General features: G+C 47.4%; 14 protein-coding genes. 9 read left to right on the forward strand and 5 right to left on the reverse strand.

Annotated elements, in window-relative coordinates:
• Positions 1-90: 90 nt before the first annotated feature.
• Positions 91-306, reverse strand: a complete 216-nt coding sequence (locus tag A8708_RS13785; RefSeq protein WP_068664288.1) for a hypothetical protein — start codon at positions 304-306, stop codon at positions 91-93.
• 148 nt (positions 307-454) lie between these two features.
• Between A8708_RS13785 and A8708_RS13790 the strand changes: the two genes are divergently transcribed.
• Positions 455-1,867, forward strand: a complete 1,413-nt coding sequence (locus A8708_RS13790; protein ID WP_068664290.1) for a hypothetical protein — start codon at positions 455-457, stop codon at positions 1,865-1,867.
• Between the two features lie 261 nt (positions 1,868-2,128).
• Here A8708_RS13790 and A8708_RS37080 read toward each other — a convergent pair whose 3' ends face one another.
• Entirely contained in the window at positions 2,129-2,284 is a 156-nt protein-coding gene (locus A8708_RS37080; protein ID WP_082927498.1) for a sporulation protein Cse60, read from the reverse strand.
• A gap of 314 nt (positions 2,285-2,598) precedes the next feature.
• Positions 2,599-2,970, reverse strand: a complete 372-nt coding sequence (locus tag A8708_RS13795) for an iron chaperone (protein WP_068664292.1) — start codon at positions 2,968-2,970, stop codon at positions 2,599-2,601.
• Positions 2,971-3,160: 190 nt separating this feature from the next.
• Between A8708_RS13795 and A8708_RS13800 the strand changes: the two genes are divergently transcribed.
• The 3 genes from A8708_RS13800 to A8708_RS13810 all read left to right on the forward strand — a co-directional run bounded on the left by A8708_RS13800 (position 3,161) and on the right by A8708_RS13810 (position 5,113).
• Positions 3,161-3,940 (forward strand): sporulation protein, encoded by a 780-nt coding sequence (locus A8708_RS13800; RefSeq protein WP_068664294.1) that lies wholly within the window; start codon positions 3,161-3,163, stop codon positions 3,938-3,940.
• Positions 3,941-4,118: 178 nt separating this feature from the next.
• Positions 4,119-4,694 carry an NUDIX hydrolase gene (locus tag A8708_RS13805; protein WP_068664296.1) on the forward strand — a complete coding sequence of 192 codons (576 nt, stop codon included), beginning with the start codon at positions 4,119-4,121 and terminating at the stop codon, positions 4,692-4,694.
• Positions 4,695-4,741: 47 nt separating this feature from the next.
• Positions 4,742-5,113 carry a DUF1284 domain-containing protein gene (locus A8708_RS13810; RefSeq protein WP_338044200.1) on the forward strand — a complete coding sequence of 124 codons (372 nt, stop codon included), beginning with the start codon at positions 4,742-4,744 and terminating at the stop codon, positions 5,111-5,113.
• A 31-nt stretch (positions 5,114-5,144) separates the two neighbouring features.
• Here A8708_RS13810 and A8708_RS13815 read toward each other — a convergent pair whose 3' ends face one another.
• Both A8708_RS13815 and A8708_RS13820 read right to left on the reverse strand, forming a co-directional pair.
• On the reverse strand, positions 5,145-5,792 hold the full coding sequence (locus tag A8708_RS13815; protein WP_068664300.1) for an SOS response-associated peptidase: 648 nt from the start codon (positions 5,790-5,792) through the stop codon (positions 5,145-5,147).
• 134 nt (positions 5,793-5,926) lie between these two features.
• Positions 5,927-7,039: a GGDEF domain-containing protein gene (locus tag A8708_RS13820; protein WP_068664302.1), complete on the reverse strand. Its 1,113-nt coding sequence runs from the start codon at positions 7,037-7,039 to the stop codon at positions 5,927-5,929.
• Positions 7,040-7,194: 155 nt separating this feature from the next.
• Between A8708_RS13820 and A8708_RS13825 the strand changes: the two genes are divergently transcribed.
• The 5 genes from A8708_RS13825 to A8708_RS13845 all read left to right on the forward strand — a co-directional run bounded on the left by A8708_RS13825 (position 7,195) and on the right by A8708_RS13845 (position 13,361).
• Positions 7,195-9,399 (forward strand): ATP-binding protein, encoded by a 2,205-nt coding sequence (locus A8708_RS13825; RefSeq protein WP_068664304.1) that lies wholly within the window; start codon positions 7,195-7,197, stop codon positions 9,397-9,399.
• Between the two features lie 230 nt (positions 9,400-9,629).
• Entirely contained in the window at positions 9,630-10,208 is a 579-nt protein-coding gene (locus A8708_RS13830; protein ID WP_275667892.1) for a Pvc16 family protein, read from the forward strand.
• A 13-nt stretch (positions 10,209-10,221) separates the two neighbouring features.
• Complete coding sequence (locus A8708_RS13835; RefSeq protein WP_068664306.1) at positions 10,222-11,025, forward strand: beta-sandwich domain-containing protein; 804 nt, start codon at positions 10,222-10,224, stop codon at positions 11,023-11,025.
• A gap of 126 nt (positions 11,026-11,151) precedes the next feature.
• Positions 11,152-12,885, forward strand: coding sequence for a phage tail sheath family protein (locus A8708_RS13840; RefSeq protein ID WP_068664308.1), 1,734 nt, complete (start codon positions 11,152-11,154; stop codon positions 12,883-12,885).
• Between the two features lie 41 nt (positions 12,886-12,926).
• Complete coding sequence (locus tag A8708_RS13845) at positions 12,927-13,361, forward strand: phage tail protein (protein WP_056612231.1); 435 nt, start codon at positions 12,927-12,929, stop codon at positions 13,359-13,361.
• Positions 13,362-13,456: the final 95 nt, after the last annotated feature.

The raw sequence follows: 13,456 nt of genomic DNA on the forward strand, positions 1-13,456 counted from the left end.
CATCGGAAAGCCGTATGAGGGAAAACCTCACGTACGGTTTGATGAGGAGGGGCTGAAATATTTCAGCCCTTTACTCTAGAAGGGGGCAATCTACCTTCTTTTCATCTCAAAAAACTCGCAAGCCTCACGGTCATAGTAAGTCAAGTCGCTGACATGTGTTTGCACGACGACGGTCGTATCACTGAACCGAAGAACAACCGCATTGGAATCGACGATATGGTCATCTTTGAATATACGAACAACCGCTTGCCGATCAATCGCCTCCTGAAAGTCTGCATCGGTATATAAACGTTGATTTCTGGCCATGGTGAGCATTCCCCTAACGTCAAAAATATTGTTCCCTTTATTGTACCACAAGGTGGCAAAATGCCCGAATGGAGATGAACGCCTACGCCTAGCCGAGCATAGAATGTAGCACCAATTGTGCTTGGGCTGAGAGGGTGTGTGGTGCAGGATGGATATTCAACTTTTACCGATTCATTGGGTCTATTTAGTGTTTATTGGTTTTATTCTTACGCTTCTGGTTAAACGTAGAGATACGACGATGATTTGTGTGGTGGGTATTTTTACATTAGGGTTGTTAGCGACGGAAACGTTGAGCGGCTCTGTATCGGGCGTGTTTAACAGCTTTATTTATGCGACCAAAGAGTTGATGGGAACGATTATGATTATCTCGATTATCGTTGCCATGAGCCGTGTCCTGATTCGGACGGGGATTAATGAAACAATGGTGGCACCGCTGACTAAGTTTCTGAGAACGCCAGCACTCGCTTTCTGGGGAATCGGCATCATCATGATGGTGACGTCTTGGTTTTTCTGGCCTTCACCTGGCGTTGCGTTGATTGGCGCTGTGCTATTGCCAGTTGCCGTTCGCGTAGGGTTGCCGGCACTCGGCGCGGCGATGGCGATGAATCTCTTCGGACATGGGATTGCGCTGTCTGGGGATTACATTATTCAGGGGGCGCCCAAATTAACAGCGGATGCAGCCGGACTGCCGGTATCCTCTGTCATGGAAGCGAGTGTTCCACTTGTCATTGTGATGGGTCTTGTTACAACGATCACAGCTTTCTGGTTGATGCGGCGCGATATGAAGAACGGCAAATGGCGCAGCGGTCTCGTCGATAGCCGTTTAGAAGAAAGCGGCGGGCTTGTTCCTGTAGATGAAGAGAGTAAAGTGCTGATCGGGGATCGTTTGAAACGAATTCTAGCTATTGCAATTCCGATATTGTTCGCGTTGGATGTCATTGCGATGTTCGTCTTGAATTTGCAAGGCGGAGATGCAACCGCTCTCGTGGGTGGCACGGCGGTGTTTATCCTTATTGCGGTCACGTTAATCGCTCATCGCAATGCAGGCGTGGAGAAAATCACTTCCTATTTAATAGAAGGCTTTGTATTCGGCTTCAAAGTCTTCGGCCCCGTCATCCCGATAGCGGCTTTCTTCTATTTAGGTGACTCTGCGATTACGGATCTATTCGGCAAAATATTACCCGAAGGTTCACACGGCATCGTGAACGATCTAGGCGTGGCCCTTGCAGGCGTCGTGCCGTTGAATGGGGCCATCGGCGCCGTGACGCTAACCGTCGTCGGTGCGATTACCGGCCTCGACGGTTCCGGCTTCTCGGGCATTTCCTTGGCGGGCTCCATCGCGCAGCTCTTCGCGACCGCCATTGGCTCTGGCGCAGCTGTGCTGACTGCGCTAGGGCAAGTAGCCGCCATCTGGGTCGGCGGCGGCACCTTGATCCCGTGGGCGCTCATTCCAGCCGCGGCGATCTGCGGTGTGAGTCCGTTCGAGCTAGCGCGACGGAATCTGAAGCCTGTGCTTATCGGCTTAGCGGTGACAACGGTCGTGGCGATGTTTTTGGTTTAGGCAGCAGGCGCGGGAGGAAGCGCACGACAGAGAAGAGGCCCCAAGCCATGCGGCGGGGGCTTCTTTGCTATTGTAACCTTCGGCTCCTGACGGTGAACCAGAACCCGTACCAGAGAGAACCCGTACCAGAGAGAACCATACCAGAGCAAACGCAACTCTGATGTCCTCTGCTGTAACGACAACCGCTGCGCCGCTACCGTCCCTCTACCGCTACCTGAATTCGGAGACATACATGTTGCCCGAACCGTAGCCCTGCCCGAGCTATGATTTATAAGTTACTAAGATATCAAAAGTACCTTCTGCTGAGGAAAACTTAACATCAACAACTGAAGAGTCTGACAATGTCGCCAAGAATTTATTGGCATCATCTTGAACAAGCATCTTATTCGAGCTAGAAAACACCCTAACTTGAATCATTGTATTCACCTCACTTAAATGGTCGTTTGTTCCATTATACTTCGCGTAAATACCTCATGTCGAACATGCGCCTGTACCTCATGAAAAGTGCAAAAAGGCAACCTTTTTGGCTGATTTCTCCTCTATTTCTGAAATGCGTGCAAAAAGGCAACCTTTTCTGCCATAACACGGAAATTTGGTCCATTTCGGTCCAAAAGGGTGCCTTTTTGCATCAATTTGCCAATCCAGAGCCGTTTACTCTGAAAATAAGTGTATTCTCGCATTTTTGCCCCCACAGCGGAACCGGAGCGGCTTATCTAGAAAGGCATGTACGCCTATTTGCGCCAAAAAGTTGAACAATCTGCTTTTTCCGCCACATTAAAGGCAATCATTCTCTCAAGTAATGAATAGTCAACTGGACTACTCCACTTAATCCGCACCAATTCCTTGGTATGATCATAGCCGGCTTGTACAATATCATCAGCGAATTGAAGAATTCCAGCCTTTTCTGGGGCAATAGCCAAATGTGGTTTCGCTACGCTAAAGCCGATAATGAATGTGCCATGGTCGGTAAACATGGGCTGATTCCATGCGATTTTTGGCTCCAAATGCGGGAACTTCTGTGCTACCCAAGTTAAAACTTCTTCCGTTCGCTCCCGATGTTGCGGGTTATCGATACGTCCTACAAATTCTGCGAAAACCTCCATGATAGTCCCTCCAATTAGGTGATGTGCCTCACAGGCCATAAGTATTTCCTCATTACGAGAAGGATAACATGAAATTTATATAATAGCACTTGAGCCTTACGCAACGTAAGGTGGGCAACTGGTAAATATGAAACCACTTGAGCCTCATTTCGTATCATGAGTATATGAATGACAAGGAGGCAATTTACACATGTCCATGTTCAAACGAATGCTCGCAAGCGTCGGGATTGGCGCGGCCCAAGTAGATCTCATGCTCCATCAAGATATAGTGAATGCCGGGGATGAAATCAGTGGCGTTGTCCGTATTCAAGGGGGGCGTGTCGATCAGCAAATTAATGACGTATATGCCTTCGTGATGACACGTTACTTGAAGGAACAGAACGATACCAAGATGCAAGTTGAGGCTCCGGTGGCCAAATTCCAGCTTACTGGTGAATTTACCGTCCAAGCAGAGCAGATCTATGAGTTTCCAGTCTCGTTCCAGCTACCCAACATTACGCCTGCAACCCTAGGAAGAACCCCTGTATGGATACAAACAGGACTTGATATTACAGAAGCGAGAGATCCGAAGGATCAAGATCAGCTGCAAGTCAGCCCACATCCTCATTCCGAGATTATTTTGGAGGCTGTGAATGACCTTGGATTTCGACTCCGCGAGGTGACTTGTGAATACGCACCAGCTATTGGGAGGGAGAACGGATTGCCTTTCGTGCAAGAATTCGAATTCGTGCCGACGATGCAATTCCGGGGCCAACTGGATGAGTTGGAAATAATCTTTTTCCCTGACGAAGACGGTGTCGACTTACTCCTGCAGATTGATCGCAGAGCTCGCGGTCTTGCCGGTATATTTGCCGAAGCGACAGGTACGGATGAAACATTTGTAAGGATACGATTCGACCGTAGTCAACTAGATTCCGGAACAGGTTACGTTGCCGATGAACTAGCTGAGTTGATCCGTAGGTACTTATAATAAGATGTCATGTAACGCTAAGAGGCCTTTCCCGTTAGGGAGAGGCTTTTTTTCGCATCATATTCATGGGGAATCAATGGTCAGTAAACCCATTAATATAGGGTTGCCTATGTCTATCTTTCGCAGTATCCTAGCATATAGATGATTAGACGATGATTGACCAAGGGAGCTGAGGAAGATGGAAGCCAAATTTTGCATGAGCTGTGGAGCTGCCATGGAGACACGTGATGTGGATGGAACAGAGAGACGGGCCTGTACGACGTGCAGTTTTGTTCACTGGGGGAACTACAGCATCGGTGTTGGTGCACTTGTGATGAAGGATGAGAAGATATTGCTTGTGCGTAGAGCGCAAGAACCAGGAAAAGGGCGATGGACAAACCCTGGCGGCTATATAGAGCAGCATGAATTGATTCAAGATACGATTGTTCGAGAAGTTATGGAAGAATCGGGAATCGAGGCATCTGTCACGCGACTAGTTGCTGTGCGCGATCTGCCTAGAAGCATTCATAATGTGTACATAGCTTTCGAAATGACTTACATGAGTGGAATCCCTCAGCCAGACGGCGTCGAGGTAGATGCGGCAGGGTTTTACAGCCTAGAAGAAATGGCTTCCATGCCTGTGGCGGATTTTACCAAGTGGCTCATTGATGTTGCCCTGCATGCCAAAGGGGATGGTCTTATCGAGGATAAAGAACCTGTTATTCCGATGGCTGGATACGGCTTGTACCGTGTGCCCAAGGTTAGCAACATATGATTGGGCTTCGCGGACATCACTTGCTCTGTTTGTTAGGCTACCGAGGAATGGGGTATTCCCCATCGTTTTGTGAAAATATGTCGACGGTCTATGAACAACTGCGTACAGAGCCTGCAACGATGATTCGCGTCGTGCTCGGACCAGATGATCTGTGCGCGGAATATCCGAAGGATGAAGTTGCGCATTGCGAGAACCGCACGGTGTATCAACGGGATGCGGAGATTGTTGCCAAGCTTGGCTTGGAGGTAGGAATGGAGCGGGCCTGGTCCACCATTTGCAGCCAAGTTGCACTTGAAGTAAAGCCAACAGATATCAGCAATCTCTGTGCGACATGTCGTTGGGAGCCTTACGGCGTTTGCGCGGAAGGTGTAAGGATTATAGGGGAGGGTGGCGTATTGCCGCCTGTACCCAAGAAATAAAAGGACCTGCGCGTAAGCGCAAGTCCTTTTTTTATACAAAAATACTGACATCAGAGCCCATTTCCAGCTTCTCAGCCGGGGAACTGAGAATATTAGCGACCATCCGCATCTCATCAATCGGGTGTAGATAGGATCTTAACTGACGGCTATCCTTCTGATCGGGTTGCAGCCACTTCTCCATCTGTTCCTCATCCAGAATAGCTGGCATGCTTGCATGATACGGTGAGACAACGGAGTTGGATTCCGTCATAAGCATCATACATGTACGAAGCTCCTCTCCGCCTGATGGGGCTTGCCAAATGTCATACAGCCCGGCAATGCCGAACGTACCGCTCCGCATTTTGAAACGAATCCACTCCGTCTCTTTCCCCTCGGTTCGCCCCACATAGAAAGAGCTGCAAGGGATGACACAACGTTGTTTTTTGACGATGCGCTCGAACACGATATTGGAGAAAATGGAATTGCGATCACCGCATACGGCATCTTTCGCCCAGAAAGGCATTAAACCCCATCGGAATTCATCTAATAGGCGTTCCCCCTTGCGATTGATCATTACAGCCGAAACTGACTCAGTTGGACGCACCTCATACCGATTGGAACTGTAAGATAAGAGCCGATCTACGCGGAATTGCTTCATGACTTCGTGAACATCAGCCAATATGGCTATGGAATGACACATGATTAGCACCTCATTTGATTTTGGTTCTTCTCATTATTTTCCTAATGCGACTAATTCATGTATGAGTCATAACACTTTTTTCCACAGCGGCCTAAATGAAAAAACCAGAAGCACTTGGCTCCTGGTTGGGAAGATTATTCAGCTAGCGGCATTTGAATGTCGGCAGCATGGACATGTATGCGGTTCTTGCCGTTGCGTTTGGCGGTGTATAAGCATTCGTCGACAAGTTGGAACCACGCCTTTTTCATCGTATTCCGATTATAGGTGGCAAGTCCAATACTCATCGTCAGTCTCTGACCCGGCATTTCAGGAATAATCGTATCGCGTACGGATTCCATGATTTCTTCGCAAATGGCTAGCACATCTTGTTGCGATTTCCCTACGAACAACACGGCGAACTCCTCACCGCCATAGCGAAAGGACATATCATCGGGACCCAACACGTCTTTGAGAATGGTGCCGATCGTTTTGAGCACAACATCTCCAACCCAATGACCGTAATTATCATTAATGAGCTTGAAATTATCGATATCCATCAAGGCAAGCTCCAAGGGTGTATCAGGGGGCATATGTGAGATGAGATGGTCAGTATGCTCCTGAAAAGAACGATGATTGAACAATTCGGTAAGCGCATCGACCTTGGAAAGACGGTCAATCATGACATTGCGAATTAGCAGATCTTGCTCGCGTATGACGGAGTGTTTAAGCTTGGCAATTAGTTCAAGCCCACGGCCCATAATGGCAAAACAAAGCACGGAAGTAGCAGTCAAGGAGGTCAAAGAAACAATAACTTCGTAAGGGTTTGTTGTTTGTCCTTGTAGCATCGGTACAAGCATTAGAATGGCTAAATAGACAATACCCAGACTGAATGCGAAAACAACATATTTTTTATGAAAATAAATAGAGGCTAGTAAAATCGGCATGCAAAGCAGCTCATAACTGTGTGTCATTTCAGGAATACAAAGGATGAAAATACTAACCATGGTCATAGTCCATACGATCATGATAAACTCACTATAGTTCTTTAAATAGTGGATGGCCAAATAACCTAAGCCCATAAGAAGAAGCTGTAACGTCGTAGGGAGAAGTTGAAACCGGATAAAGCTATTCCACCAATTCGACGACTGCTGGGTAATTTCATAGCCTAAGGCAATCGTAGCAGCTACTTCATAAATGATGAGGATCCACCATAACGTTAGAATAAGTTTGCGATTCCAAGTTGGATCATGTGCTGGAAATTGTTCCATTAAAAGGTGGCCACTTTCCTTTCAGGGCAGAAGGTGTCGAAATGAATTGTGCCTTATCCTGATATTGTAAAGAATAACCCCCTCTTTACGCAAGCTATTAATCATGAGCTCAATTGAATTGTTTGTAAAAATATATGTAGTCATTGGGGAGGCCTATGTCAGCACTAGGGTATGTCCATGCATGGGAGCATTATAAGGATGAGCTTCAACTGCTAGATAAGAAGCTGGAACTTCTCTATAAACGCCGTCAAAAGCTTACGCCAGATCCGCAAACGGATTCATTTCGCGGAATGTTCGTATCGGAAGACGAATTTATTCGTCTCATTGGCGGGTTTGGCAGTGAAGAAGAGATGGATGAGGAAGAGCAAGATGTACTGGGTATGATAGAGTCTCTAGAAAAATCTATTGAGAGCCGCCTTGCGGAAAGCCGTACGGCAGGTGTGTTTCTGCCTTTGGCTTATTTATCTACTGTATTCGGCTTCTCTTCTATAGAAGAACGGATCGTCATGTTGGGGCTTGCCGTAGAATTAGATCGGAAATATGAGCGGATTTTTGGCTTTCTACTCGACGATCTAACTAACAAAACGCCGAATATTAGCTTGGCGCTGCAAATTGCATGCCCAAGTCCGGAGGATATGCGGGCTGCGCGTACGACCTTCATGGCACCTAACGGTAGATTGGCACGCTATGTGCTGCACCCCGATACATTGGTCAGCAGTGGCCAAACATTGTTATCCAGACCTTTGCAGCTGGACAAACGGATTGTGACTTTCTTATTGGATTCGGGCGAACTCGATCCCAAACTGGGTCCAGCCGTTCAGATCATCTATCCGGATGATGAGATCTCACCCCTGCTTGTGCAGGAAGAATTCCAGCAACGGCTGCGTGGTTTTATTACAGATGTGTATGAAGCACCGGCAGCTGAACGCAAACGCCTTGCCTTTCATATCTGGGGGAATGCCGGCGCTGGCAAAAAGCTGCAGGTGAAGCATCTCAGCCGCTCCTTCCATAAACCGCTGCTAATAGTAGATCTTGCTGATGTGCAGCTGCATGCGGCAAGCTTTGAAGACCAGATTAGCGTTATTATTCGCGAAGCGATTCTTCATCAAGCCATCCTGTGCTTCACAAGGCTGGAGGTGCTTTACCCCGCAGAGCCGGACTTGGCTGCCCAGCAGCGGCTGGGGCGATTCCATGAGGAGCTCGACGGCTATGGCGGGATGGTCTTTCTGTTGGCCGGGCGGTTCAACCGGCTGAGCTGGAAGCCCAAAGAGCGGCTGCTCCTTGAGCATGAACTTGCCGTGCCGGACGAAGGCGGGCGCGAGCGCCTTTGGCAGACATTCGCGCAGGAGATCGGCGCCGGCTCGGATGTGGACTATCGGGTGATGAGCGGCAAATTCCGCTTCACCCCGGGGCAAATACGCCGCGCGCTGTCGCTGGCGCGCGGGTATTCCTCCTGGCAGGCAGCTGCTGCTGGAGAGGGCAGTTGGGGCGCGTCGCTGCGCAGCGACGCGCTGTATAAGGCGTGCTACCAGCAGGTGCAGCACAAGCTGGAGCGCAAAGCGACGCGCATTGAGCCTCGCTATGGGTTCGGGGATGTCATCCTCCCTCCCGAGCAGAAGGATCAGCTCCGCAACGCGTGCAATCAAGTGAAGTATCGTGGCGTCGTGTACAACGATTGGGGCTTCGAGAAGAAGCTGGCCTACGGCAAGGGGCTCAGCATGCTCTTCGCCGGTCCGCCAGGCACGGGGAAGACCATGTCAGCACAGGTTGTAGCTGGCGACTTGCAGCTTGAGCTGTATAAGGTTGATCTCTCGCAGGTAATCAGTAAATACATTGGTGAAACGGAGAAGAACCTGCACGAAATCTTCGAAGAAGCACAACTTAGCAATGCGGTGCTTTTCTTCGATGAGACGGACGCGCTTTTCGGTAAACGTTCCGAGGTGAAAGATTCACATGATAAGTACGCAAACATTGAAACCGCGTATTTACTCCAAAAAATGGAGGAGTACCAAGGTATTACTGTGCTCGCTACCAATCTATTAAATAACATTGACGAGGCCTTCCTGAGGCGGATCAATTATGTCATTAAATTTCCATTCCCGGATAGTGAATATCGGGAGAAAATATGGCAGTCGATGTTTCCGCCAGCGGCTCCCCTTAGCGATGATGTTGATTTCAAATATCTCGCACAACGATACGAGATTGCGGGAGGGAACATCAAGAATGTCGTTCTTTCTTCTGCATTTTTGGCTGCGGAATCGGGTGAACCCATTCGCATGGGGCATATTATCAAATCGATTCGACACGAGCTGCAGAAATCGGGTAAAATCCTCGCGCGACAAGAGTGGGAGGATTACTAGAATAGTAAAATAATAGACAAAGGACAATCTCACATTTTGGTGAAATTGTCCTTTGTCGGTTATATACGCCGATTTTCAGGCAAAAATCGTCATTTTCCGGGAAGAAAGGATAAATAAATACAAGAATCCTATAGTCAACCCGACGGTTTACATTTATAATAGAAAAAGATACACAAAGTGACAGATTAAGCATCTTTTTTACATGATTTATAGGTATTTAGAGGTAGGAAGTGACACTCATAGGTAATTATTCTGTCATCGCTGATGTAAGTGCATCTTTACTCAAGCTACTTAGAGAAAACATGACCCCAGATCCTATTCCACAACCAGAAATGATAGGTCTTGCATCACCTGTAGATAAAGGGGATTTCTATCTCTCACTCTATCTATATAACGTTCGTGAAAGCGGCAATAATCGACAAACGCATATGATTGCTAGGGGAACGAACGAGATTCAGTTTCCTCCTATGGTAGTCGATTTAAGTTATCTGCTTACCGTACAATCGCCAGCTGAACTTTCATCCAGAGCACTAGATGAACATCGGATTCTAGGTAGAGCCATGCAGGTATTCTACGATCACTCCATCCTTCGAGGTTCGATGACAGTAGGCACATTAGCTGAGCAAGATGAAGAAGTTCGTATCATTATGGATCCTTTCAAAGGCGAAAGTATTATGAATATGTGGAATTTCTCAGACACCCCATACAGATTATCAGTCGCTTATACGGTTGGACCTGTACATATTGACTCAACACGTATCAAAACAACAAAAAGGGTTTCGGAAACCGATTTTCGCATTCAAGGTTAGGAGGATTCCACTCGTGGATCAGATACGAATATCACACTTGAGATCCCGTGTTTCCCTGGTTGTGTGTGTGATTGATGCACTCACCTCTCAAGCTCCTCTTGGCAACAAGACCACAGTTCACCTAGAAGGCACCCGTTCGAAAGCAATTCGCAAAACGAATGGTTCCTATATATTTAATGATTTAGCTCCTGGCGAATACCGATTATCGGTACATAGCGAATATTATTTTCAAGAACAAACAAACATCACGGTTAACACACACAATTTTATTGAAGTTGTTCAAATGAAACCGTTACCTTCGTACCCTTTTTCTCAAGGGGCAGGACTGATTCGCTTCATGCTTCAGAACGCAGTTGGCTCTCCGATTCGTGATGCTCACTTGCAGTCGACCGTGTTGACGGAAGATTGCGCGCGAGCGCGAGTAATGGTTGATCAAGCTGACAAAGGTGCTAGTGAAATGACATTAGGTTCATTTACAGGAGGCATCGTAGTTGGTGATGTATACCTGCTGCGCGGGAGAGGATCCCAACCAGCGGAAGAAGTCATCCGCATTTCCGAAGTGCTGGAGCACCAGAAACGGTTTCGACTAGCGAGTCCATTAACGCAGTCGTATACGCGCGGTGCTTTGCTGCTCCCCATCCAAGAAACCCGAAGTACCGAACGAGGAGAGGTCGCGATTGCTTTTCGAGGTAATCGGATCCCAACGTTTCATACCGAATTGGTAATTGCTTATGGGGCGAATAGCGAGCATACGATCAAGGATCTCGCAGTAATAGAAGGAACAACCACTAACCTTGGCACGATACTTCTCGCGTAACCCTAATTAGTAGAATGGACACGTCCATCTTCTATACAAAATGACAAGCAGAAAGGAGAGAACTGGTTTCATGTCTTTGGCCATATTTAATGAGTAAGCAGTGCCATCTGACTGAACTGGGGAACAATGGCTGACTATTTATCACCTGGAGTCTATGTGGAAGAGTTTGACAGCGGAGCACAACCGCTTGAAGGTGCAAGCACAAGTACGGCCGGGTTTATAGGGCTTGCGCAAAGAGGGGAAATTGAAGGTGTCCCTCAATTGGTTACGAGCGTAGCTGATTTCCACCGTTTATTCGGGAGCTACTTGTCCGAGAATGAATTCGGCGAATACCGTTTCCTTTCTTATGCTGTAGAGCATTTCTACTTAAACGGAGGTAATCGCTGTTTCGTCATGCGTGTAGCGCCAACTGACGCGAAAGTAGCAACGAACAAAGCGGCTTCGAATAAAGAATCGGCAATTATTGAAATTGCTTCCAAGAACCCTGGAACATGGGGGAACCAAGTTCGTATCGTTGTTGTGCCAGCTAGCAAAGCAAAGACTCAAATCTATGAAGTGCTAGGTGAATCACAATATCGTGTGAAAAACAATGCTGGCTTTAACGTTGGCGACGTAGTTGCTTATGAAGCAGCAGGTGTGAAGCAATACAGTAAAGTAGTAGCTTCCCAAGATAACATTATCTCATTGTCTGAAGCTCTTGATGGCGATGTTGTAGATAGCGGATTGCTGCCTGCTAAAGTTCTAACAACAAGTGAATTTACACTTCACGTATTCTACGGTGATGAGGCTGAAACGTATGAGCGGGTATCCCTGAACATTACGGCAGCGAATCACATTGAGAAGATCGTTTCCCGTTCGAACATTATTACGGTGAAGGATTTGACTGAAGGTCAAGATCTTGGCGCAATTGCTCCTTTCGAGGTGCTTTCTGGCGAGAACGAGTCTGTTGGCAAATTCCAAATCGCTTTGTCTGGCGGCAGCAACGGTTCCATCGCGAATGTAACGCCTGATATTTACATGGGTGTTGATCGTGGTCCTGGTAAACGTACAGGGATTCAGTCCTTCATCGATAACGATGTTGTGTCCATCATTGCGATTCCTGGTGTAACTGAGCCTACGGTTCAATTATCCCTAGTAGCGCACTGTGAAAACTTGGGCAGCCGTTTCGCGGTTCTTGATATTCCACGCGAGAAAACCAAAGTAACGGATGTTATGACACACCGCAACATCTTTGACAGCTCTTATGCAGCGATGTACAACCCATGGTTGCAAGTATTTGATCCATTAGACAAACGCAACATTTACATACCGCCATCTGGTTCTGTCATCGGTATTTACTCCCGTTCTGACCAATCCCGTGGCGTTCAAAAAGCGCCTGCGAATGAAGTTGTACGCGGTGCAGTTGGCCTGGATTGTCAATATAACAAAGGCGAGCAAGATATCCTGAACCCACAAGGCGTTAACTTGATCCGTCATTTCGCTGGACAAGGTATTCGTGTATGGGGTGCTCGTACAACATCGTCGAACGGTTTATGGAAATATGTGAACGTTAGACGTTTGTTCATCTTTATCGAGGAGTCCATCAAGAACGGCACGAACTGGGTTGTCTTCGAACCGAATGACGAACAGCTTTGGGCACGTGTACAGCGGACAATTGATGCGTTCTTAACGCGCGTGTGGAGAGATGGAGCTTTGATGGGCGGAAGTCCTTCGGAAGCGTTCTACATTAATATTGGTCGTAGCACAATGACACAAGATGACATCGATAATGGTCGATTGATCTGCGTAATCGGGGTAGCTCCGGTGAAGCCTGCCGAGTTCGTGATCTTCCGCATTACTCAGAAAACAAGAGAAGAATAGTCTAACGTTAGATATTACGCATATTAGGAAAGGGGTATACTATGGCTGGCGAACGTAGGGATCCATACCGCAATTTTAGATTTAGAATTGAAGTAGAAGGTATTCAACAAGCTGGATTCAGCGAAATCTCTGGATTTGATGCTTCCTTGTCGGTAATTGAATACAGAGAAGGAAATGAAACCATCACGCCTCGGAAGCTTCCGGGTCTTGCTAAATACGGTAACATCTCATTGAAATGGGGAGTTACAGACTCCATGGATATGTACAACTGGATGTCAGAGTCCATTCAAGGCAAAATCTCCCGCAAAACGGTCACGATTATCGCGATCAACGAAGAGGGCGGAGATGTAGCTACTTGGCAAGTGATCGAAGCATGGCCATCCAAGTACTCAGCACCAAGCTTCAAAGGGACTGGGAACGAAGTTGCGATTGAAAGCTTAGAGCTTGCACATGAAGGTATGACACGTACGAAGTAATCAAGGATAAACGAAACCGTAGTCCCATATGGACGAACGAGTTTGTCAAGGTTGATACGAAGTGAAAAGTATAAAACTATACTTCTGTTATCAAC

It is taken from the genome of Paenibacillus oryzisoli (assembly GCF_001653565.1).
Lineage (GTDB): Bacteria > Bacillota > Bacilli > Paenibacillales > NBRC-103111 > Paenibacillus_E > Paenibacillus_E oryzisoli.

Excerpts from the sequence above, each read along its gene's own strand:
- A8708_RS13810 (WP_338044200.1), top strand. The coding sequence starts at position 4,742 with ATGGGGTATTCCCCATCGTTTTGTGAAAATATGTCGACGGTCTATGAA.
- A8708_RS13805 (WP_068664296.1), top strand. The coding sequence starts at position 4,119 with ATGGAAGCCAAATTTTGCATGAGCTGTGGAGCTGCCATGGAGACACGT.
- A8708_RS13785 (WP_068664288.1), bottom strand. The coding sequence starts at position 306 with ATGGCCAGAAATCAACGTTTATATACCGATGCAGACTTTCAGGAGGCG.
- A8708_RS37080 (WP_082927498.1), bottom strand. The coding sequence starts at position 2,284 with ATGATTCAAGTTAGGGTGTTTTCTAGCTCGAATAAGATGCTTGTTCAA.
- A8708_RS13815 (WP_068664300.1), bottom strand. The coding sequence starts at position 5,792 with ATGTGTCATTCCATAGCCATATTGGCTGATGTTCACGAAGTCATGAAG.
- A8708_RS13800 (WP_068664294.1), top strand. The coding sequence starts at position 3,161 with ATGTCCATGTTCAAACGAATGCTCGCAAGCGTCGGGATTGGCGCGGCC.
- A8708_RS13795 (WP_068664292.1), bottom strand. The coding sequence starts at position 2,970 with ATGGAGGTTTTCGCAGAATTTGTAGGACGTATCGATAACCCGCAACAT.
- A8708_RS13825 (WP_068664304.1), top strand. The coding sequence starts at position 7,195 with ATGTCAGCACTAGGGTATGTCCATGCATGGGAGCATTATAAGGATGAG.
- A8708_RS13840 (WP_068664308.1), top strand. The coding sequence starts at position 11,152 with ATGGCTGACTATTTATCACCTGGAGTCTATGTGGAAGAGTTTGACAGC.
- A8708_RS13820 (WP_068664302.1), bottom strand. The coding sequence starts at position 7,039 with ATGGAACAATTTCCAGCACATGATCCAACTTGGAATCGCAAACTTATT.
- A8708_RS13790 (WP_068664290.1), top strand. The coding sequence starts at position 455 with ATGGATATTCAACTTTTACCGATTCATTGGGTCTATTTAGTGTTTATT.
- A8708_RS13845 (WP_056612231.1), top strand. The coding sequence starts at position 12,927 with ATGGCTGGCGAACGTAGGGATCCATACCGCAATTTTAGATTTAGAATT.